Source organism: Sulfitobacter sp. SH24, from assembly GCF_965641895.1.
Lineage (GTDB): Bacteria > Pseudomonadota > Alphaproteobacteria > Rhodobacterales > Rhodobacteraceae > Sulfitobacter > Sulfitobacter dubius.
The window spans coordinates 1,801,457-1,822,533 of record NZ_OZ282575.1; the positions used below are offsets into that span (position 1 = coordinate 1,801,457).

Sequence of the window (21,077 nt, forward strand, 5' to 3'; positions counted from 1 at the left end):
AAACGACAGGGGCATTGTCAGAGGCTAGCCGCAAAGCTGTGCAGGTCTTTGCGCTGGCCCAACAGCAAGAGCAGATCATCACACTGCAACTGACATTCGTCTCCATCCTGCCCGATGAACTCGCTCCCCCGCATGACGCCGATGCAGCGCAGATTATAGGTTTTCCCATGCGGCAGTTCGGTCAGACGTCTGCCCTCAAGGCTTTCTGGGATGCGAAAGTTCACGACATGGTATCCATTGCCGAGGCTGACATAGTCCCGCAAAAGTGGGTTGTGCAGGATCTGCGCGATATGCTGGCCAATCTCGACCTCTGGATGCACGATCCTGTCCACGCCGAGCTTCTTCAATATGCGGTGGTGAGTTCGGGTCGTGGCCTTGGCCCAGACGACCTGAACGCCCACGAGTTTGAGGTTCATCGCCGATAGAATGCTCGCCTCTAGGTCCGACCCCATGGCCACCACGGCGGTATCACAGTCCCCAAAACCGGCATCACGGAGCGCTGCATCATCGCGGGCGTCCACAATCATGGCCTGCGACAGGGTATCGGCGAGGTTGGCAACGCGAGCCTCTGAGATGTCGATGCCGATGACGTGGTTGCCGAAACGTTGCAATTCCTTCGCAACGGAGCTTCCGAAATTGCCCAAACCAACGACACCAAATGTGCGTCTTTTGATTTTCGTCACGTTACTGTCCATTCAAACTGACCGTCGCGGAACATTGCCGCAACGCAGAATGATGTCAATGAAGGGGAGCGCTTTTGGGTTTCACATTTATGCGCGGTGAAGGCGCTTTAGTTTTACCGACCGACCACGCTTAGGTCTCCTCCGACCGATCCGTCGCGGGCGTCGGTTTCGGGCTTAGTTGCGAAATTTCGGCGTAGCTATCCTCGGACAAGTCCAAGCCCATCGCATCCAGCGAAGGCTGCAACTGGTCAACATTTCGGCCAGAGATAAGCGCTGACGTCACCGCCGGGTGCCGGGCAACCCACGCCACGGCAAGGGTGGTGGCCGCAATACCCAGACGCTGCGATAGCGTGGCCAAATCGCGCGCAACCTCGTGCATCCATGGCTGCCCATAGCGTGCGGCATAGGTCTTGTCGTCTTGCAAACGCCCCTCGGCACCTTTGGCGTATTTTCCGGTCAACAAGCCCCCACCCAAGGGCGAAAAAGGACTAACGGCAATGTCTTGGTCCGCGCAGGCCGGAAGAATTTCGACCTCTACCTGTCGTTTCACAAGGTTATACATCGGTTGGCAGACATCAATCTGGGTGCCGATCGCCTTACACACCGCTTGCGCCTTCATGATCTGCCAAGCCGCAAAGTTCGACACGCCGATATAGCGTATCAGCCCTTGAGACTGCATCTTGGCCAAGGTGGAAAATGTCTCTTCAAGAGGTGTTTCAGCGTCAAAACGGTGTAGGTAATAGATATCCACCCCATCCACGCCCAGCCGTTTGCGGCTTTCATCCAAGGCGGCGTATAAGTTGCCCGAAGTGGCGGGCCGATCATTGGGGGCTTTCGTACCGATGATCAGATCATCGACATTTGATCCCAAGATCTGCCCCAACATGCTTTCAGACGCGCCGCCATTATAGCTATAGGCCGTATCGAAGTGATTGATCCCCGCCACGACGCAGGTCTCAAACATCTCTTTGGCGTTGCCCACATCCGCCGTACGGCCAAATTGCATGGCGCCAAATCCCAATCGCGAGATGGGGGTTCCGTTCTTGGTTTGAATGCGGGTCATGGTGGAGCTTTCGGTTTGAGAAGGGAGCCTCGGGGGCCTAGATCAAGCGGAGGACAGCTTTGGACCAAGGTCCAACCGCACGATGTGATCCGCCTTGTCACGTGGAAAGGATGACATGACCAAGGGATCATGTCCGGGCACAATCAATTCCGGTCGGCTGGCGAGCCGCTCGATCGTTGTAAAACCCTCCAACATGTCCTGCATATCGACCACGATTGGAAAGGGTTTGCGGCTTTGGAAGTTCTCATAAAAATGCGCAGCGTCAGAGGCCAGCACGAGCCAGCCCGCCGATGTGAGCACCCGCACCGCTTGCAGCCCCCGGCTATGCCCCCCGATACGGTGGACCGTGACCCCCTCTGCGACCTCGGCATCCCCATCATGGAAGATCACCTTGCCGGAGTAGAGACGTTTGACCGCCTCACAGATATGTCCTGAAGAAAAGGGCATCCGCAGCGTATCATGGCACATGCAAGGCCCCGTGGCATAGGCCATCTCAGCCGCTTGGATATGCAATTGCGCATTGGGGAAAAGATGCAGGCCGCCTGCGTGGTCGTAATGAAGGTGCGTCACGATCACGGTCTCGACTGCTTCGGGTGTGATGCCCAAGGGCGCCAAGGCACTGCGCGGATCAAGCTGGATCGGGCGGCCGCGCGCGTCAGCTTCAGCCGCATCATAGCCCGTATCAACGAGGATCACCCGCTCTCCTTGGCGTAAAACCCAGATGAAATAATCCATCGGGTGGGCCACGTCGTGCCGGTCATCAAAAACAAAGCTGTCGCCTCTCACCCGCGCGTTGCGATCTGCGTATTTGACCGCATGAACCTCCCATTCACTCATGATGCTACAGTGCTCCAGCTCGTTACGTCTTTGCTTACCACCATATCAGCCGTGGCCGCGCTAAATGCTTTGAAATGGGCGCTGTCACAGTGTGCGTCAAAGGCCGCGCTGTCCGTGTAAAGTTCATAGAGAAACACCTCATCAGGCCTATCCGCGTCGGTAAGCACGTCGAAGCGGTGGCAGCCCGGTTCACGCTTTTTAGAGGTATCGGCGTTATCGAGCATCAGAGGCATGAAATCCTCCATCTGTCCTGTTGCGATACGAAAGGTCACGCAGATGGCAAACATTATCTATTCCTCAATTTTGCGAATGTCCGGCGGACCACGGGCAACTGCCCGGCAATCAGCGCCACGTTCAGCGCCAGCAGAACCGCCGCGGTTGGACGCGTGAAAAAGCCTGACAGGTCGCCATCGCTCAGCAGCAAGGAGCGGCGGAAGGTTTCATCGAATAGTCCGCCCAGAATAACGCCAATGACCAGCGGTGCGATCGGATATCGCATCAGGTTCATAAAGTAAGCCAGCGCACCCACGCCCAGCATGAGGTAGAGATCATTGATCCCGCCTCCCACGCTAAAACTGCCAATGGTGGTCAAGATCAGCACGACGGGCAGAAAAACAGTCTGCGGCAGGCGCAGGATCTGAATGAAAACCCGCGCAGTGAACAGGCCCATGATGAACATGGTCAGCGACGCCAGCACCATGATCGCGCAGACCCGCAGAATGATTGAGGGATCAATCGTCGGCCCGGGGATGATGTTGTTGATCTTAAACGCCCCCATCAACGCGGCCGCGGGAGGAGAACCGGGAATACCCAAGACCAGCAACGGGATCAGCGCACCGCCGATGCAGGCATTATTTGCCGTCTCAGACGACAGTAGCCCTTCGATTGATCCCTTGCCGAAGTTCTTGCCATCTTGGCTGGCCGATTTACCAACACCGTAGCTGACCCAACCGGCCACGTCCTCGCCCACGCCCGGCAGCGCACCCACTCCCGTGCCGATCACGCCAGAGCGGGCAATGGTGGGCATATGCCGCCGGATGGCTGCGAGGTTGGGCAGGATACGTCCCTTGAGCGCGATGACTTTGCCCGCATCAATCTGACGCAGCCCATCAATAATCTGCGGGATCGCAAAGGCCCCCATCAGCACCGGCACGACCTGAAATCCCGACAACAGATAAGACCAACCAAAGGTATAGCGCGGCTCGCTCAGCAACGGATCAAGCCCGACCATCGCCATCGCCAGTCCCGCAAGCCCTGCGATCCAGCCTTTAACCACAAGGTCTTCGGACATCAGTGTACCGGACAGCAAGATCCCAAAGAGCGCCAACAGCGCCTTTTCAGGGCTGGCGATGGATTGCGAAATCAACAAAAGCGCCCAGACAAAGACCAACAGGGCAGCCGTCCCGATGAGTGTGCCGATGAAGCTGCCCGTGGTGGTCAGCCCCAAGGCCTCGGCCCCCCGTCCCTGTTTCGCGAGTGGGTGGCCGTCCATCGCCGTGGCCGCGCTGGCTGCCGTGCCGGGAATGTTCAGCAATATCGAAGGGTAAGACCCGCCGTAGATTGCGCCCACATAGGCGCCCAACAGGGCAATCAGCGCATAATCAAGCGGAATTTTATTACCAAAAAAGCCGGTAAGGATCGTGACCGCCAAGGTCGCCGTCAGCCCCGGCAACGCGCCAAAGACAATGCCCAGAAAAACCGAAATGATGATATAGGGATAGGTGATCGGATCCGTGACGAGGGCAGCAAAAGCCCCACCGAAACCTTGCAACTGGGAAAGGAAAAATTCCATCAGTTTCTCCAAAGCGGACGAAGAGTGACGTAGTAGTGATACTCAATTTTTGAAAACAGCAGCCCGCCCCGGTTTGGCACGTTTTGCCGAAATCCAAAGGCCATGGCGGTCACAAGTATCAGCGGGGTCAGCACCGCAACCCAAGGTGTCGCCCGCGCAATACGGCTGCGATCATGTGCAAACATCCAGAGGGTCAGCAGCACCCATGCGGCCATCACCAGCCAGTCGTCATCATGAGGTTTGTTCCACTCTGCCTGCGGAAAGTGCATAAAGAGTGCGTAAATCCCGGGCAAAATCACGGCAACTGCCGACTGCAGCATCCGCTCGACCCGACCCGCGTGAAATCCGTAAATCAGCGCAGTAATCACAAGACCACTGGCAAGGATGAAATCCACACGCGGAACGAGAGCAAAAATGAACATGCCCATGATGACCGCGATTGAACCGATGCGGATAGCCTCTTGGCGGTCCCAGCCAAGACCCACGGCGGAAAATGCCCGTTTTGCGCCCCCTGCCTTGATCGCGATGCGCAGCAACACCAATCCCAGTAGGAGCATTGCAAACCAGATGCCAAAAGGAACGATGGCAGCGGAGTTATACCACTCTGCCCCACTCACCCCGGCGCGGTTCTCTCCCAGAAAGGGAATGAAACTTGTGCGCCAGAGAAAGAAAACCGCGCAGCAGATCAGCGCGAGAGCGCCCCAGAAATCGCGGGCACGCAGCATCTCTAGATCTTTGTCCAGTTCTGCCTGCAGTTTTTCGATACCCATTTTGCTCCCCCTCAATCGGCAAAGCGGGGCGCAGATGCGCGCCCCGATCCATCTTGTTTTCAGTGATTGTTAAGGCTTTTCAATGCCAAGGCTTTCCGGGTCGACAGTGGTCGAACCGAGTTCTTTCAGCGTATAGGCAAAGGTGCTTTCCAGCTTAGAGAAAATTGCCTGTGCTTCATCGCCGGACTGGCCACCGATATCGTAGTAGTTCGCCGCTGCCCACTCAGCCACTGTATCTGACGCCATCGCCTTATCGAATGCGTCGGTCAGCGTGGCCTTCACGTCGTCGGATGCAGAGTTCGCAACGCCGAAACCGATAGATTGCTTGAGCGGAAGATAGGCTTCTAGCCCGTCATACATGTCAAATGCAGATGGGATTGTGGTCTCGCCCAACTTGCCTTCTTCGGGTGTCAGCATTGCCAGCGGACGCAGCTTGCCACCTTCGATCAAGGGCGCCTGCTCGGCCAGGGAAGTCACGACCAGTTCCACTTCACCCGCCATCGCGGCTTCTTGGCCCGCAGCGGAGCCCTCATAGGGAATAAACTTGAACGACACTTCCGCGCCTTTTTCGATGGCCAGCAGGTTCAAATGGTGGATCGACCCTGCGCCCGAAGCGGCGGCGGGAATAGAACCCGGCTCTGCCATCGCGGCATCCATAAGCTCTTGTAGCGTGCTATAAGGGCTGTCTGCGGGGACCGAGATCAGATCGGGCGAGCCACCGATGATGAAGGGATACCAAAAATCAAACTTCTGATCCCAGCCGCCCTGAACGGCGGCTGTCACATTGGATTCAGAGATGCCCGCCAGTGTATAGCCGTCGTCGGGTTGGTTCTGGACAAAGACCATACCGTTGGATCCAGCCACGCCACCTGTCTGGTTGGTCACGTTGATCGAAACCGGCAGATGTTTCTCCATCTCGGCCATGATCATCCGGTTGATGCTGTCGGTGCCGCCACCCGCGCCCCAAACAACAACGTCAGTAATATCGCGGAATGGGTATTCTTGCGCCTGCGCTGACGCGGTCAGCCCGGTGCTTAGAGCCGCGGCAAGCGCGACCAGTGCAAATTTGGTTTTCATCTCATCCTCCCAATGGATACGGTGCCTATTGCATTTATCTGCGTATGCATTAACAAATGTGTTGTCAACTCACACGTCAGACTAAAGGGGCGTTTCTACACTTTTGCCCAGCCCGGACTTGGTCGCGAGACGCACCTGAAATCTGCGGTGCTAACAAGATTGGGCGTGACCGACGCAATGGGTTAAGCACCCCCCAAAGGCCGCGCTGAGAAAGAAAAGGGAAGAATGACATGACTTTACGGATCGCTTGTCTGGGGGCTGGCTATTTCAGCCAGTTCCACATCAGCGGATGGCAACGCATGGAGGGCGTGACCCTCGTTGGGGTCGCGGATCGTTCGCCCGAAAAAGCAGAAGCCTTTGGCCTCCCAGCCTTTGACAATATCGACGCCCTTTTGGCAACAAACCCCGATATCGTCGACATCATCCTCCCCCCCGCGGGGCACGCAGAAGCCATTCGCAAGGCGCTCGCCCGAAGCCCGCAAGCGATCATTTGTCAAAAACCCTTCTGCACATCATTGCAAGAAGCCCGCGAGATCACCCAACTGGCCGAAGATGCAGGCGTGCCACTTGTCGTGCATGAGAACTTCCGCTTCCAGCCGTGGTACCGCAAGATCAAGGCTGCTCTTCAGGCAGGACGGATCGGCACCACGCTGCAGGCCAGCTTTCGGTTACGCCCGGGTGATGGCCAAGGCCCAGACGCCTACCTTGCCCGCCAGCCGTATTTCCAAAAGATGGAGCGCTTCTTGATCCATGAGACAGGCGTTCATTGGGTCGATACTTTCCGGTATCTCTTTGGTGAACCAAGTCATGTCTACGCTGATCTGCGCCGTGTGAACCCGGTGATTGCAGGCGAGGATGCGGGTTACGTTACTTTTGACCATCCCGGTGGTGTAAGAGCCCTCTTTGACGCCAACCGCAGTCTGGATCACGCTGCCGACAACACCCGCCGCACCATGGGCGAGGCGCTGATTGAAGGGACCGAAGGAACGCTTACGCTCTATGGTGACGGGTCGATCTGGGTCCGCCCCTTCGGCGCGCTAAAGGCTGAAGAAATTTCGCCCCCCGACCAGCATGAAGGCTTCGGTGGGGATTGCACAAAAGCCCTGCAAGAACATGTTGTATCGGCGCTGCTGAATGGCACCGCACTAGAAAATGAGGCCCGCGATTATCTGCGTGTGATCGAGATTGAGCATGCAATCTATCGCTCTGCCGACGAAGGCCGCAAATTGGAGGTCTAGGCTTGCCGAATCTCAGGCGATACGCCTGCCCGGCGTATCGCTTTGCTCAAAACCGCGAAAGGTTGTTCTGTTCTAGCAATGAGATCAACAATGCTTTCGCCTTCACCCGATGCTCATGGTGCAGGTCACGGGCGCGCTCTGGCTCCGCGTTGCGGATCGCATCATAAAGCGCGCGGTGGTTTTCGTTCGAGGCGTGGGGCAGCGGGCGCATGTAGAGGGTCAGCAACCGCACGCGATGCACCTGCGTGCTGTACATCGCAATCACCTCCTCCAGACGCCGACTCCCCGACAGGGACACCAGCCCCTGATGGAACCGATCATCCGCCGCCGCCCATTCTTTGCGGTCTTCTTGCAGCAGAGCGCTTTCCATTTGCGTTAGGCTCTCATCCAACCCACGCAACTCCTTTTCTGGATAGGCCATCTCAGCGGCCTTAAAGGCGGCCAACGGCTCAAGCTCAATCAGGATGTCATAGATTTCCACCATGTCAGCGATGGTCAAAGGCAGAACGCGGATACCATGCCGAGGCCGGATTTCGACCAAGCCACGGGAGGCGAGAATTACCGCAGCTTCGCGGATCGGGGTGCGCGAAACGCTCAGCATCTCCCCAAGTTCGGCTTCTAGGTAGTTGGAGCCGGGCGGCAGTTCGTTGTTCGTGATCATCCCCTGAAGAATGGCCGCAACACGAGCAGCCTGCGAGACCGGTTTCTCGGCCTCTGCCGACTTGACCTTGCTCGAATTCATTCCAACCGCTCCCTCTCGTTCAGCGCCACTACAAGATAACCCGAAACCCATTGACTATCAATGCATCAACGCATACGCAGATAAATACGTGGCGAAGTGATGCCGTGCGAATTGCAGACTGAGTGGGAGCATTACAACGTGTTTTGTCGAACCAGAGCGGCACAACAAAAGTGCACGGTTTGTCCCTCAGCTGTGACGTTCGTCAGAGGTGCACGCACGTTCGTGTGGGCCGCCTTCGACCAAAGTGAAATTTTAAGTCCAAGGAAAACGACATGGCTTCTGGTTTGAAAATCGCCCTTATCCGTGGGGATGGGATCGGTATTGATGTCGCAGATGCGACCATCGAAGTCGTCAATGCAGCCTGTGAAATAGGCGGCGCCCCTGCTCTTTCCTATGACGAGATCAACGCCGGCGCGGGCTACTACGCTGAAACCGGCCATGACATCGAGCCCGGTGGCGAAGAACGCGCAGGGGAGGCAGATGCCATCTTCCTAGGTGCGATCGGCCTGCCCTCGATCCGCCATGATGATGGCACAGAAATCTCACCTCACCTGCGCCTGCGCGACCGCTTTAGCCTTTACGCTGGCATTCGTCCCATCAAGGCCTACCCCAACGCGCCCCAACGGCTGGCCGATCCTCGTGCGGCGCAGATCGATATGGTGATCCTGCGCGAGTCCACCGAAGGCCTGTTCTATTCCGCCGCTGCCCATAAACGCAGCGAAGTGATCGGCGATACAGAGGTGCGCGACACCCTGCGCATCACCCGCGCAACAACAGAAAAGCTTCACAACTTCGCGTTTAAACTGGCCCAGAAACGCAAAGAGCGCGGCAAGCCCGGTCGCGTGACTTGTGTCGATAAGGCCAATGTCTTCACGTCGATGGCTTTCTTCCGCAAGATCTTTGACGAGATCAAACCGAACTACCCCGACATCGAGGCCAATTATAACTACGTCGACGCCCAGGCGCTTGATCTGGTGCGGCGTCCTTGGGATTTCGATATCATGGTAATGGAGAATATGTTCGGCGACATTCTGTCTGACTTGGGCGGTGGCTTGGTCGGCGGCATGGGCATGGCGGCCTGCGCCGAGATTGGCGATGATAACGGTCTTTTCCAGCCAGCCCACGGCAGCGCCCCCGACATCATGGGTCAGGACAAGGCCAACCCCCTTGCCGCGATCCTCAGCGGCGCTTTGATGCTGGACTACCTTGGCGAACGCTCTGGAGACAGCCGCTATAATGACGCGGCAGCCCTGATTGACGCGTCAGTCGACAAAGGGTTTGCCGCCAATGCGCTGCGCCCGATGGAGTTCGGCGGCGACATGGGCACCCTCGCAACAACACGCGAAGTCGTGGGCGGCCTCAAAGGGTAATCCGACGCGGCCCACACTGCGGATGTGCGGGCCACAAGCGAATTACCCTGCGATTGTCACGATCGGCCGCGCTTGCCCAGGTCTGCTTATCGCGGCTTGCGCGCCGCGCTACTGATTTGAAAGGATATTGAAATGCCCATCGTTCTTGGCGCCATTGCCGATGATTTCACCGGTGCCACCGACCTTGCCAACACGTTGGTCAGTGAAGGTATGCGGGTGGTCCAGATCATCGGGGTGCCCGGCCCTGAAGAGACCTATGGCGATGCCGACGCGGTTGTCGTGGCGTTGAAATCACGGACAGCACCGGTGGAGGAAGCAATCGCAGACTCCTTGGCCGCGTTAAATTGGCTCCAGTCCGAAGGCGCCGAGCAAATCTTGTTCAAATATTGCTCTACCTTCGATTCGACAGCCCAAGGGAACATCGGCCCTGTCGCCGATGCGCTACGCGAAGCGATGGGTTGCGAACTCGCGCTGATCTGCCCCGCTTTTCCCAAGAATGGCCGCACGGTCTACAATGGCGTCCTCTTTGTCGGAGAGTTGCCCCTAGCGGAAAGCCCGATGAAGGATCACCCGCTAACACCAATGCGCGATTCCAACCTGATGCGTCTGATGGATGCGCAGTCCTCTGGGCAAGTTGGGCTGATCCCCGCGCCGATCGTTCAGCAAGGCGCCGAAGCGATCCGTGCAAAAATAGCCGCGCTGATCACCGAAGGCATCTCTTACGCAGTCATCGACGCGCTGGATGAAAGCGACCTTCGGACCATTGGCAAAGCAGCGGAGGATCACAGCTTGATCACCGGTGGCTCGGGCATCGCACTGGGCCTGCCGGACAATTTTCGGGCGCGGGGCAAAATCACCTCGGGGCGGCAAACCACCTTCGCTGCAACCGAAGGGCGCACCTTGATTCTGGCAGGCAGCTGCTCAACCGCGACCCGCGCACAGCTTGCGCAAGCCAAAGAAAAATGGCCCCATGCCAAAGTCGAAATTGATAAAGTCGCGGCGGGAGATGATGTGGTCATCGAATTGACGGATTGGGCCAAGGCCCAGCCTGCTGACAGCCCGGTGATTATTTACGGCTCGGCCGATCCAGTAGAGGTGGACGCCATCCAAAAACGTTACGGCGTTGCCGCCTCTGGGCAGATGATGGAAGACACGCTAAGCGCCCTCGCCCTGCGCCTTGCCGATGCAGGCTTTCACCGGCTGGTGGTCGCCGGAGGGGAAACCTCTGGCGCGGTCGTCTCAGCCCTGGACATTAAAATGCTAGAGATCGGCCCCGAGATTGCACCCGGCGTACCATGGACCCAAGCCTTGGGCCCCCGCCCCTTAACACTGGCGCTGAAATCTGGGAACTTCGGGCAGCCCAGCTTTTTCGAAGATGCCCTGAAGGTGCTCCCATGAGTGACGCGAAAATCCGGGAAGACATCGTGCGGCGCGCCGCGTCGCTTTATAATCGGGGGCTGAGTTTCGGCTCATCTGGTAATATCAGCGTGCGCGTCGACGACGGCTGGTTGATGACCCCAACCGGTTCCTCCATGGGAGACCTCGACCCGGCGCGCCTGTCTCTGCTTGACCCCGAAGGCCGCCACATCTCAGGCGATGCCCCCACCAAAGAAGCGTTTTTGCATATGGCCATGTATGCCAAACGGTCCGGCGCGTCGGCCATCGTGCATCTGCACTCCACCCATTCCGTCGCCGTAAGCTGCCTGAAATGCATTGATCAAAAGGACGTTTTACCACCCTTGACGGCCTATTACGTCATGCGGGTCGGCAAGCTGCCCCTCGTGCCCTACTTCGCGCCGGGGGATCTCGAATTAGCCAAGGCAGTCGGTGAAATGGCCTCGGACCACCATGCGGTTCTGCTAGCGAACCACGGGCCGGTCGTTTCAGCTAGATCGTTGTCGGATGCTGTTTATGCCACCGAGGAGTTGGAGGAGACCGCGAAGCTGTTTCTCGCCCTACAAGCAATGGAGACGCGGCCCCTCACTGCCGATCAGGTCGCGGATCTGCAGCGCCGATTCCCGTCCTGACGCTAGCTGGCTTACAGCAGAATGCGGCGATACTGGGTCGTCTCGATTAGACCAATTTCGGGATACCAACTTCAAAGACCGTCAGACGCGGCCGTATAGGTCGAAGACTTTGAGACTAGCCCCGCGATGGTTCCTTTGAGGACTTGACCCACGCGCAGCGGGTCAAGTCGTTCTGCAATCAGCGCGCTAGGCGAGATTTTACCAAGAGGTAATAACAGTGCCCTGATAGCTCTCATCGATGAAAGTTTTGATTTCATCGGAATGATAGGCTTTAAGCAGCGTTTCAACCCATGCGGCTTCCTCGTCGCCTTTACGCACAGCGATGACGTTTACATAAGGGTTCTCGGCGCTTTCCATTGCGATCGAATCTTCCTTCGGGTTCAGACCAGAGGCAATCGCATAGTTGGTGTTGATCAGAGCAGCCGACAGGTCGGCCAACGAACGCGGCAGTTGGGCGGCGTCGAGTTCTTTGAAAGACAGATCTTTCGGATTCTCGGTGATGTCGAGCACAGTTGGCACCAGACCAGCGGCCTCATCAACCTTGATCATGCCCAGTTCTTGCAGAACCAAAAGTGCGCGACCGCCGTTAGTTGGGTCATTTGGGATGCCGAATGTGGCCCCCTCTTCCAGATCGGCGATATCGGTGATCTTGTCGGAATAGACACCCATCGGGGTAGTGATGGTATTGCCCACAACGCTGAGCTCAAACCCGCGGTCTTTCATCTGCGCCTCAAGATAGGGCACGTGTTGGAAGGAGTTGGCCTGAATGTCGCCATCGGCGAGCGCTTGGTTCGGCACGACGTAGTCAGAGAATTCGATCACGTCGATGTCCAGCCCCATCGGCTCAGCGATGCGGGCAACCTCTTCCATGATCTCGGCGTGTTCACCGGGGGAAACGCCGACCTTAATCTCTTCGGCAGCAAGGCCCGTGGCCATGAGCGCCAGAACGGAAGTAAGCGTGGTAAGACGAAGCATAGTAGTCTCCTTAGATTGAGAGATCAGATGTTTAAGGTAAGGATTATTGCCCACCGCTTTTAGTGGCGCGTTTATCCACGGCGGTCGCGATACGCTCCCCGATGGACTGCACAAGCTGCACCAAGACGATGAGAATGATAACAACGATGGCCATGACGTCAGGCATAAACCGCTGATAACCATAGCGAATACCCAGATCACCAAGGCCTTCACCGCCAACAGCACCGACCATCGCGGAATACCCGATCAAGCTGACGATGGCGAGCGTCAGGCCCAGTGTGATGCCGGGCAGTGCCTCGGGGAGCAGCACTTTGCGGATAATCTGCACCGGTGTCGCGCCCATCGCGCGGGCGGCTTCAATCAGGCCGGAATCGACTTCGCGAATGGCGTTTTCAACCAGCCGCGCGATGAAGGGCACCGTTGCGATGGTCAAGGGTACAACGGCGGCGGTGGTCCCGATCGAGGTGCCCGCGACCATGCGGGTGAAAGGGATGATCGCCACGACAAGGATAATAAACGGCACCGAACGCGTGGCGTTCACCACCAATCCGAGGATTTTGTTCACCCAAGGTGCCGACAGCAGTTCACCGCGCTGCGACGTCGCCAGAAACAGCCCCAGCGGCAGGCCGAACACCGTGCCAAGTATCGCTGAGATGGCAACCATATAAAGCGTCTGCCCGGTCGCTTCGATCAACAAGTTAATAAGGTTAGCCGACATAGCCCAGCACCTCCGTCAGAAGCCCGTGTTGTTTCAAAAATGCGCGCGCTTGGGCGGCCTGCGGCATTGGCATCGACACCAAAAGGTTGCCAAAGGGGCGTGTGCCGATTTCTTCAACAGCGCCAGCCAAAATATTGACGGGTGTGCCCATTTCCTTGGTCAATCGCGCCAGCATAGGATCCGTCGCATGCGCACCTGCAAAGGTCACGCGGATTACCTCTTCGCCGCCTGAGGCGGGTGCGGTCTGCGTCAAGCGGTCTCTGACAAAGGCGGGCAGCGTGACCCCGGTCACCCCCGACAGGAACGACCGCGTCGTCTCATGTTGCGGTGCGGTGAAAATATCGTAGGTCGCCCCGTGTTCAACGATGCGGCCAGCCTCAATCACTGCCACATGGCTGGCGATGTCACGCACCACGGCCATTTCATGGGTGATCAGCAGAACCGTCAGCCCCAAATCGCGATTGATGTCTTTCAGCAGCGACAGAACCGTCTGTGTTGTTTCAGGGTCGAGCGCCGAAGTCGCCTCGTCCGAGAGCAGCACTTTCGGCCCAGTGGCCAAAGCGCGGGCGATGCCGATACGTTGCTTTTGCCCACCCGAAAGCTCTGCCGGATAGCGGCCCGCCTGCGCGCTTAGGCCAACCCGTTCGATCAGGTCCGCCACGCGCGGCTTGATCTGTGCCGATGGTACCCCCGCAACTTCGAGCGGCAGCGCGATATTGCCTGCCACAGTGCGCGAAGACAGCAGGTTAAAGTGCTGAAAAATCATGCCCACGTCACGGCGGATCGCACGAAGTTTGCCGCCTTTGGCGGTGCCCACGTCCTCGCCTCCGACCAATACTTTGCCCGATGTGGGCCGCTCTAACCCATTGACCATGCGCAGCAAGGTAGACTTGCCCGCGCCCGACCGCCCGATGATCCCGGTGATCGAACCGGGCGCAACATCAAGAGAAATCCCCTCAAGCGCATTGACGGTCGCCCCGCCCGCTTTGGTATAGGCCTTGCCGACCTTGTCAAAGGCGATCGAGGCGCCTTGGATCATGTTATCAGTCATTGTCCGTCCGGATTGGCTTGGGTTTCGGGTAGCGCCCCGTAGACAGAAACACGGGCCGCGATGCAAGGCACGATCATGCATATCTGCTTTGCTTTTCGGCCTTAACGTAGGGCGGCGCATTCCGCTCTTGTGCCCTGAGGGTCAGAAGATGATTATATTCACGAATCGGAATGGATACTGGGAGGGGATAAGATGAAGCTCAATAGACGAATGGTGATTGCCGGGATGGCCGGTGCAGCCTTTGCCCATGGTCCGCTGCGCGCCTTTGCCACAACCTCGGCCCAGACCGGCGACTACGCATTTTTAAGCGTGAGCGATGGCAATCTGGTCCTGCCGCGCAGTTTTTTCTTCGACGGCTTGCCGCAGGAAGAATTGGCGCAGGCCCTAGCGCCGTTCAACCTGCCCCACGATCAGTTGGAGCCGCCCTGCAACTTGGCCCTTCTGCGCAATAAGGAACGTTTAGTGCTTTTCGATGCGGGCTCGGGCCCCGCATTCATGCCCTCGGCCGGAACGCTGTTGGACAGACTTGAGGCTCTAGGCGTTACGCCCGATCAGGTGACGGATGTCATTTTTACCCATGGGCACCCCGATCACCTTTGGGGCGTGCTGGACGACTTCGATGATCTGGTATTCCAAGAGGCACGTTATCACATGGGACAGGTCGAATGGGAGTATTGGCGCGATCCAAAGACCGTTGAGACGATTGGCGCGGCACGCACGGCCTTCGCCGTGGGCGCGGCACGTCGGCTTGACGCGATCGAAGATCGGATGAACCATTTTGTTGATGGCGCAGAAGTTCTGCCCGGCATTATGGCTCACGCAAGTTTTGGCCATACGCCGGGGCATATGTCTTTTGAGGTGGGCGGCGACAGTGATGCGCTGATGATCGGCGGCGATGCCATCGGCAACCACCACCTTGCCTTCGCCCGGCCCGGTTGGGCCAGCGGATCAGATCAAGACCCGGAACTTGGTGCACAGACCCGCCAGCGGTTGCTCGACAAGCTTGCCCATGAACAGACGCTACTGATGGGTTTCCACCTGCCGAACGGCGGCTTGGGCCGGGTCGCACGGGATGGGAACACATATCGTTTTGTAGAGGCGGATCAATGATGCGCTATTTGCTAAGCACCGCCCTGCTGATCGCCACCAATGCCACAGCCAGCGAGGATATCGCCGATAAATATCCCGCCTCTCTGCTTTATGACAAACCGTACGAGGTGATTCCCGGTGTCTTTTCCGCCATCGGTGCGACAGCCCCGCCGACTTACGAAAACGCGGGCCATAACAACAACCTGAGCTTTATCGTCACCGGCGAAGGCGTCGTCGTCATTAACGGTGGCGCGGCCTATGGGCTGGCAGAGGCGCTGCATGAAGAGATCAAGGCCGTGACCGATCAGCCGGTAAAGCTGGTGTTCAACGAAAACGGTCAAGGCCATGCGGTTCTGGGCAACAGCTATTGGGCTGAGCAAGGCGTGCCCATTGTCGCCCATGTGGACGCGGCGCATGAGGTCGAAAGCTTTGGCGGCAGCATTCTGGAAGGGATGCAGCGCTATAACCGTGACCGTGCCGAGGGCACGGAGGTTCAGCTCCCGACGGAGACATTCGCGGACGAATATATCGTCGAGATGGGCGATTTCCGGATCGAAGCACGCCACCTTGGCCCGGCCCATAGCCCCGGCGATATCGTGATCTGGTTGCCAAAGCAGCGCCTCGTCATTTCGGGCGATATGGCCTTTCACGAACGCATGTTGCCGATCTTTCCCGACACGATGACCGCTGAATGGATCGAGACATGGGAAACCGCCTTTGAGCCGCTAGAGGCGACCTATGTGATCCCCGGCCATGGCCATCCGACCAATATGGATCAGGTACGGCGCTACACTCATGACTACCTCGTTTATCTGCGCGAACAGATCGGCGCGCATTTAGATGCAGGTGGTGGGCTGGCCGAGGCCTATTACGTCGATCAAACACCCTACAACGGATTGGACACCTTCGAGGAATTAGCCACCAAGAACGCAGGCCGGGTCTTTGAGCAGATGGAGTTCGAGTAAGCTAACGGTTACTTCCCGGCGAGGCTAAAGGGCTGGTTGGCCGCCCCATCGCGGTACCAGCGCATGATCTTTCGGCGCTCTTCTTCTTCCATGAAGGACACATTTGCAGGCGGCATGGCGTTGGTCACCCCCGCCTGCAAATAGATCTGCCGCGCGGCGCGCGCGATGTCAGCAGGTGTTTCCAGCAGCAATCCCTTGGGTGCGCGGTGAATACCGTCATAGAACGGTTCGCGCGCATGGCACATAGCGCAGCGGCCCGGCACGATATTTGTCACATCCTCAAACCCTTGAGCGTTGGCAAACATCTGTTCAGTTTCGGTCAGGGGTCGCGCTTCGGCCGCTTCGACATCCTCCTGCATGAGCGGCGCGGTCGACAGCCACATAATCGCCACGAACAGCAGTGCGGTCACGCCCCACGTCCAATGCGGCCCCTTCCCCGTGGCGTGCATCGTGTTGAAATAATGCCGGATTGTCACGCCCATCAGAAACACCAACGCCGCGATCAGCCAGTTGTATTCGGTCGCAAACGCCAGCGGGTAATGATTGCTCAGCATCAAGAAGATCACCGGCAGCGTCAGGTAGTTGTTGTGGGTTGAACGCAGTTTGGCGATCTTGCCGTATTTAGCGTCCGGTGTGCGGCCCTCTTGAAGGTCTTTCACCACGATGCGCTGGTTCGGCATGATGATGAAAAACACATTCGCCGTCATGATCGTAGCGGTGAAGGCCCCCAGATGCAGCAGCGCGGCACGGCCCGTGAACACTTGGTTATACCCCCAAGCCATCGCCACCAGCAGCACAAACAACAGCAACATCAACGCCGTGGGCCGGTTTCCAAGCTGCGATTTGCACAGAAAGTCATAGATCAGCCATCCCAGCATCAGCGAGCCCGCCGAGATCAGGATGCCTTGGAAGATCGAAAGGTCGGCCTTGGCGGGATCAATCAAGTAAAGCTCTGCCCCGGCCCAATAGACCACCATCAACAGCGCCGCCCCCGACAGCCATGTCGAATAGCTTTGCCATTTATGCCAGATCAGATGCTCGGGCATGTTCTCCGGGGCCACCAGATACTTCTGAATGTGGTAGAACCCGCCGCCATGAACCTGCCATTCCTCGCCAAAAGCGCCAGCGGGCAGATGCGGCACTTTGCGCAGACCCAGATCAAGCGCGATAAAATAGAATGACGCGCCAATCCACGCCATGGCGGTGATAACATGCACCCAGCGGACGGCAAAACCGATCCAATCCCACATGATGGCGATGTCGTGCATGGTGTTCTCTCCGGATGATTCACCGGCCAGACTATTCAATCGCGGATTTTACCGCTAGATTTGTCATTCCCTAAACTCTATCAAAAGTTCCCGATAAATGTCCTATTTCGACAACATTCGCACCTTTGTGCGCGTCTATGAACTTGGCAGCATGTCGGCAGCAGCCCGCGATCAGCGCGTTTCGCCTGCTGTTGCCTCGGCGCGGATCACCCAGTTGGAGGGGCATTTGGGCGTACGGCTGTTCCAGCGCACCACGCGCAGCCTATCGGCGACGGAACAGGGGCGGATTTTCTATGATGGCGCTTGCAAGATCCTTGCCTCCGTGGCCGAGGCCGAGGCGGGGATCGATGACGTTACCGACAACCCACGCGGCACGCTGCATGTCGCGGCCCCGCTGGGTGTCGGTCGTCGGCTGATCGCGCCACATGTGCCTGAGTTTGCGGCAGACTACCCTCTGGTCGATGTGCGTCTGCGGTTAAGTGATAGGAAACTCGACCTCACTGCCGAAGGACTTGATGTGGCATTTTTCCTTGGCCGACCCGAAGATTCCACGTTGCGCATTCGTAAGGTCGCCGATTGCGAGCGCGTGCTCTGCGCCAGCCCGGCGTATCTTGCTGTGCATGGCCACCCCCGCACGGGGGGCGAGATTGATCGGGGCCAGCACAATTGCCTGAACCTGCGCTTTCCCGGCGCGACCGAGTTTCAATGGCAACTACAAGGACCGGAAGGCGCAATAAAATATGACGTACGGGGCCGGTTTGAAAGCGACGATGGCGATGTGCTTACCGATTGGGCACTGGCAGGTGCCGGCATTGCGATGAAACCACTGTTTGAAATCGCCGATCACCTGCGCAGTGGCGCACTGGTGCGGGTAGTCGAAGACACACCGCCCCTGCCCGTGCAGATGGCCTGTCTCTATACTCACCGCCGCCACCAAGATCCGAAAACCCGGCTGTTCATGGAATTCATGATCGCCCGTATGGAAGACGCGCTGAAGGCGGGAGAGGCTTAGCTGCCGCGGTAGGTCGAGTAGCCAAAGGGCGAAAGCAGCAGCGGGACATGGTAATGCGCGGCATCCGACATGCCAAAACGCAGCGGCACCACATCCAGAAAACGCGGTTCCTCAGCGGGTGTGCCATTCGCGTCAAGGTAGTCGCCACAGTGAAACAACAGCTCATAGGTGCCGATCTTGAATTCCTCAGCGGGCAAAATCTGCTCATCGGTGCGGCCGTCCGCATTGGTGGTCACGCTCCGCAGATGGGTCCGGGCCTCGCCCTCCAAACGGAACAACTCGATCTTCAGTCCCGCCGCGGGGCAGCCACGTGCCGTGTCCAAAACATGTGTTGTTAGATAGCCTGCCATCATACCCTCCGTGCTTAACCCTTGATCGCCCGGCGTGTGCCCGAACGAAAGGGTCCTTTTCACGATAGTCTTTCAGGAATTAATTGAAAGCAATGCAAGACCTTCCGGTTTAGACAGAGAACGACAGAAGGAGAATAACATGACTCGCTACCCCCGCGACATGCAGGGTTACGGCCCCACCCCCCCCGATGCGCAGTGGCCCGGCGGCGCCAAAATCGCAGTGCAATTGGTGCTGAACTACGAAGAAGGCGGGGAAAATAACATCCTGCACGGCGATGCCGCATCCGAAGCCTTCTTGTCAGAGATCGTCGGCGCCGCGCAATGGCCGGGGCAGCGACATGCCAATATGGAATCGATTTATGAATACGGTGCACGCGCCGGGTTCTGGCGTTTGCATCGGCTATTAAAAGACCTGCCCATCACCGTCTACGGCGTCGCCACAGCGTTGGCCCGTTCGCCGGTGCAGACCGCCGCGATGATCGACGCAGGCTGGGAAATGGCGACCCACGGGCTGAAGTGGATCGAACACAAAGACATGCCAGAGGATGAGGAACGCGCCGCCATTGCCGAGGCGATCCGCCTGCATGCTGAGGTAACGGGCGCTGCCCCGCGCGGTTTCTATTGCGGGCGCTCATCCGAGAATACAATCCGGCTTGCCGCCGAAACCGGGCAGTTCGCCTATGTCGCCGACGCCTATGCCGATGACCTGCCCTATTGGGTTGAGTTCGATGGCCACGATCAGTTGATCGTACCCTACACACTCGATGCCAACGACATGCGCTTTGCCACGCCGCAGGGCTTCAATTCTGGTGCGCAGTTCTTTGACTATCTGAAAGCGAGCTTTGACGCGCTTTACCGCGAAGGGGCCGAGGGTGCGGCGAAGATGATGTCGATTGGCCTGCATTGCCGCTTGATTGGCCGTCCCGGTCGGGTAGAGGCGCTGCGCCAGTTCATCGAATACGCTCAAAGCCACGAAGGCGTCTGGTTCGCCACCCGTGAACAAATCGCAGACCATTGGGCCGCAACGCACCCGCACCAGCGCCGCGAGCGCCCCAGCCAGATGGAGCGCGAAACCTTCGTTGCCAAATACGGTAGCATTTTTGAGCATTCGCCTTGGATCGCCGAGGGCGCCCATGCGCTGGAGCTTGGCGCGGGTCATGACAGTGCCGTGGGGCTGCACAACGCGCTGGCCCGGATTTTCCGATCGGCCTCAGACGCGCAACGCCTCGGCGTTTTGCAAGCGCACCCCGATCTGGCAGGCAAGCTGGCACAGGCCAAACGCCTGACCTCTGAAAGCACGTCCGAGCAGGCAGCAGCCGGATTGGACGCGCTGACGGATCAAGAGCGCGAGACCTTTACCCGGCTTAACAAAAGCTATGTCGAGAAACACGGCTTTCCCTTCATCATCGCCGTCCGCGACCATGATAAGACAGGTATCCTCGCGGCTTTTGAGCGTCGCATCGATAATGACCGCGACACCGAATTTAAAGAGGCCTGCCGACAGGTCGAACGCATCGCACAGCTGCGGCTGAAAGACATGCTGCCATGAGCCGCCAACTTGTCCTCCAGCCCCTCACAGCCAAGGCGTTCGCCCCGTTTGGCGAGGTGCTGGAGGTGCGCGGCGCGCCCGATAAGATCATCAATCAGGGCATGTGTGGGCGGCATCATGATTTGGCTGATTTGGATTTCGGCCAAGGCCGGGCGGGCATCAGCGTGTTTGACGCCACACCCCGCGCCCTGCCCTTTACCCTTGATATGGTAGAGCGGCATCCGCTTGGCGCGCAGGCTTTTTTGCCGATGCATCAAAACCCCTATCTGGTCGTCGTCGCCCCCGATAACGCTGGCCAACCCGGCCCCTTGCAGGCGTTTCTCGCAGGCCCCGGTCAGGGCGTGAACTATCGCCGTAACACTTGGCACGCGGTCTGCTGCCCGCTGAGCGCCCCCGGTCTTTTCGCCGTGGTCGACCGGATCGGCGAAGGCGACAATTTGGAAGAACATTGGTTCGATCAGCCGTGGGAGGTGGTCGCAGCCAAGGAATAACCGTCATGCC

General features: G+C 58.1%; 22 protein-coding genes. 9 read left to right on the forward strand and 13 right to left on the reverse strand.

Annotated features, from left to right (window positions below; translation table 11 throughout):
* Positions 1-17 precede the first annotated feature (17 nt).
* The 7 genes from ACSQ16_RS11485 to ACSQ16_RS11515 all read right to left on the reverse strand — a co-directional run bounded on the left by ACSQ16_RS11485 (position 18) and on the right by ACSQ16_RS11515 (position 6,222).
* Positions 18-683, reverse strand: coding sequence for a potassium channel family protein (locus ACSQ16_RS11485; protein WP_243267851.1), 666 nt, complete (start codon positions 681-683; stop codon positions 18-20).
* Positions 684-813: 130 nt separating this feature from the next.
* Complete coding sequence (locus ACSQ16_RS11490; RefSeq protein WP_243263084.1) at positions 814-1,746, reverse strand: aldo/keto reductase; 933 nt, start codon at positions 1,744-1,746, stop codon at positions 814-816.
* A gap of 42 nt (positions 1,747-1,788) precedes the next feature.
* Complete coding sequence (locus tag ACSQ16_RS11495) at positions 1,789-2,583, reverse strand: N-acyl homoserine lactonase family protein (RefSeq protein ID WP_243263083.1); 795 nt, start codon at positions 2,581-2,583, stop codon at positions 1,789-1,791.
* The gene (locus tag ACSQ16_RS11500; RefSeq protein ID WP_243263082.1) at positions 2,580-2,870 is read right to left on the reverse strand and encodes a putative quinol monooxygenase; all 291 of its coding nucleotides are present in this window, start codon (positions 2,868-2,870) and stop codon (positions 2,580-2,582) included. The genes ACSQ16_RS11495 and ACSQ16_RS11500 overlap by 4 nt, the downstream gene beginning before the upstream one ends.
* On the reverse strand, positions 2,870-4,375 hold the full coding sequence (locus tag ACSQ16_RS11505; RefSeq protein WP_243263081.1) for a tripartite tricarboxylate transporter permease: 1,506 nt from the start codon (positions 4,373-4,375) through the stop codon (positions 2,870-2,872). Before ACSQ16_RS11505 ends, ACSQ16_RS11500 begins: the two co-directional genes overlap by 1 nt.
* The gene (locus ACSQ16_RS11510) at positions 4,375-5,145 is read right to left on the reverse strand and encodes a hypothetical protein (RefSeq protein ID WP_243263080.1); all 771 of its coding nucleotides are present in this window, start codon (positions 5,143-5,145) and stop codon (positions 4,375-4,377) included. Before ACSQ16_RS11510 ends, ACSQ16_RS11505 begins: the two co-directional genes overlap by 1 nt.
* A 69-nt stretch (positions 5,146-5,214) precedes the next feature.
* Complete coding sequence (locus ACSQ16_RS11515) at positions 5,215-6,222, reverse strand: Bug family tripartite tricarboxylate transporter substrate binding protein (protein WP_243263079.1); 1,008 nt, start codon at positions 6,220-6,222, stop codon at positions 5,215-5,217.
* Between the two features lie 230 nt (positions 6,223-6,452).
* On the opposite strand from ACSQ16_RS11515, the gene ACSQ16_RS11520 reads away from it, so the two are divergent.
* Positions 6,453-7,460, forward strand: a complete 1,008-nt coding sequence (locus tag ACSQ16_RS11520) for a Gfo/Idh/MocA family protein (RefSeq protein WP_243263078.1) — start codon at positions 6,453-6,455, stop codon at positions 7,458-7,460.
* A 46-nt stretch (positions 7,461-7,506) separates the two neighbouring features.
* Here ACSQ16_RS11520 and ACSQ16_RS11525 read toward each other — a convergent pair whose 3' ends face one another.
* Complete coding sequence (locus ACSQ16_RS11525) at positions 7,507-8,202, reverse strand: GntR family transcriptional regulator (RefSeq protein WP_093926272.1); 696 nt, start codon at positions 8,200-8,202, stop codon at positions 7,507-7,509.
* A gap of 272 nt (positions 8,203-8,474) precedes the next feature.
* On the opposite strand from ACSQ16_RS11525, the gene ACSQ16_RS11530 reads away from it, so the two are divergent.
* From ACSQ16_RS11530 to otnC, 3 genes are all read left to right on the forward strand, one after another.
* The gene (locus tag ACSQ16_RS11530) at positions 8,475-9,572 is read left to right on the forward strand and encodes an isocitrate/isopropylmalate dehydrogenase family protein (protein ID WP_243263077.1); all 1,098 of its coding nucleotides are present in this window, start codon (positions 8,475-8,477) and stop codon (positions 9,570-9,572) included.
* A 132-nt stretch (positions 9,573-9,704) separates the two neighbouring features.
* Positions 9,705-10,970 (forward strand): 3-oxo-tetronate kinase, encoded by a 1,266-nt coding sequence (gene otnK / locus ACSQ16_RS11535; protein WP_338116698.1) that lies wholly within the window; start codon positions 9,705-9,707, stop codon positions 10,968-10,970.
* Positions 10,967-11,599, forward strand: a complete 633-nt coding sequence (gene otnC / locus ACSQ16_RS11540; protein WP_243263076.1) for a 3-oxo-tetronate 4-phosphate decarboxylase — start codon at positions 10,967-10,969, stop codon at positions 11,597-11,599. The genes otnK and otnC overlap by 4 nt, the downstream gene beginning before the upstream one ends.
* Before the next feature lie 198 nt (positions 11,600-11,797).
* Here the strand turns inward: otnC and ACSQ16_RS11545 are convergent, their stop codons facing one another.
* From ACSQ16_RS11545 to ACSQ16_RS11555, 3 genes are read right to left on the reverse strand one after another with little or no spacing between them, the layout of a single operon-like run.
* Positions 11,798-12,574: a MetQ/NlpA family ABC transporter substrate-binding protein gene (locus ACSQ16_RS11545; protein WP_243263075.1), complete on the reverse strand. Its 777-nt coding sequence runs from the start codon at positions 12,572-12,574 to the stop codon at positions 11,798-11,800.
* Between the two features lie 43 nt (positions 12,575-12,617).
* The gene (locus ACSQ16_RS11550) at positions 12,618-13,292 is read right to left on the reverse strand and encodes a methionine ABC transporter permease (protein ID WP_243263074.1); all 675 of its coding nucleotides are present in this window, start codon (positions 13,290-13,292) and stop codon (positions 12,618-12,620) included.
* Complete coding sequence (locus tag ACSQ16_RS11555; protein WP_243263073.1) at positions 13,282-14,343, reverse strand: methionine ABC transporter ATP-binding protein; 1,062 nt, start codon at positions 14,341-14,343, stop codon at positions 13,282-13,284. Before ACSQ16_RS11555 ends, ACSQ16_RS11550 begins: the two co-directional genes overlap by 11 nt.
* A gap of 192 nt (positions 14,344-14,535) precedes the next feature.
* Between ACSQ16_RS11555 and ACSQ16_RS11560 the strand changes: the two genes are divergently transcribed.
* Both ACSQ16_RS11560 and ACSQ16_RS11565 read left to right on the forward strand, forming a co-directional pair.
* On the forward strand, positions 14,536-15,453 hold the full coding sequence (locus tag ACSQ16_RS11560) for an MBL fold metallo-hydrolase (RefSeq protein ID WP_243263072.1): 918 nt from the start codon (positions 14,536-14,538) through the stop codon (positions 15,451-15,453).
* The gene (locus tag ACSQ16_RS11565) at positions 15,450-16,397 is read left to right on the forward strand and encodes an MBL fold metallo-hydrolase (protein ID WP_243263071.1); all 948 of its coding nucleotides are present in this window, start codon (positions 15,450-15,452) and stop codon (positions 16,395-16,397) included. The genes ACSQ16_RS11560 and ACSQ16_RS11565 overlap by 4 nt, the downstream gene beginning before the upstream one ends.
* 8 nt (positions 16,398-16,405) lie before the next feature.
* Here the strand turns inward: ACSQ16_RS11565 and ACSQ16_RS11570 are convergent, their stop codons facing one another.
* On the reverse strand, positions 16,406-17,665 hold the full coding sequence (locus ACSQ16_RS11570) for a urate hydroxylase PuuD (protein ID WP_243263070.1): 1,260 nt from the start codon (positions 17,663-17,665) through the stop codon (positions 16,406-16,408).
* 97 nt (positions 17,666-17,762) lie between these two features.
* Here ACSQ16_RS11570 and ACSQ16_RS11575 point away from each other — a divergent pair, with 97 nt between their 5' ends.
* On the forward strand, positions 17,763-18,677 hold the full coding sequence (locus ACSQ16_RS11575; RefSeq protein ID WP_243263069.1) for a LysR family transcriptional regulator: 915 nt from the start codon (positions 17,763-17,765) through the stop codon (positions 18,675-18,677).
* Here ACSQ16_RS11575 and uraH read toward each other — a convergent pair.
* Positions 18,674-19,027: a hydroxyisourate hydrolase gene (gene uraH / locus ACSQ16_RS11580; protein ID WP_243263068.1), complete on the reverse strand. Its 354-nt coding sequence runs from the start codon at positions 19,025-19,027 to the stop codon at positions 18,674-18,676. The genes ACSQ16_RS11575 and uraH overlap by 4 nt on opposite strands.
* A gap of 139 nt (positions 19,028-19,166) precedes the next feature.
* On the opposite strand from uraH, the gene puuE reads away from it, so the two are divergent.
* Both puuE and ACSQ16_RS11590 read left to right on the forward strand, forming a co-directional pair.
* Positions 19,167-20,576, forward strand: a complete 1,410-nt coding sequence (puuE, locus tag ACSQ16_RS11585; protein WP_243263067.1) for an allantoinase PuuE — start codon at positions 19,167-19,169, stop codon at positions 20,574-20,576.
* Positions 20,573-21,067 carry an ureidoglycolate lyase gene (locus tag ACSQ16_RS11590; RefSeq protein WP_243263066.1) on the forward strand — a complete coding sequence of 165 codons (495 nt, stop codon included), beginning with the start codon at positions 20,573-20,575 and terminating at the stop codon, positions 21,065-21,067. Before puuE ends, ACSQ16_RS11590 begins: the two co-directional genes overlap by 4 nt.
* Positions 21,068-21,077: the final 10 nt, after the last annotated feature.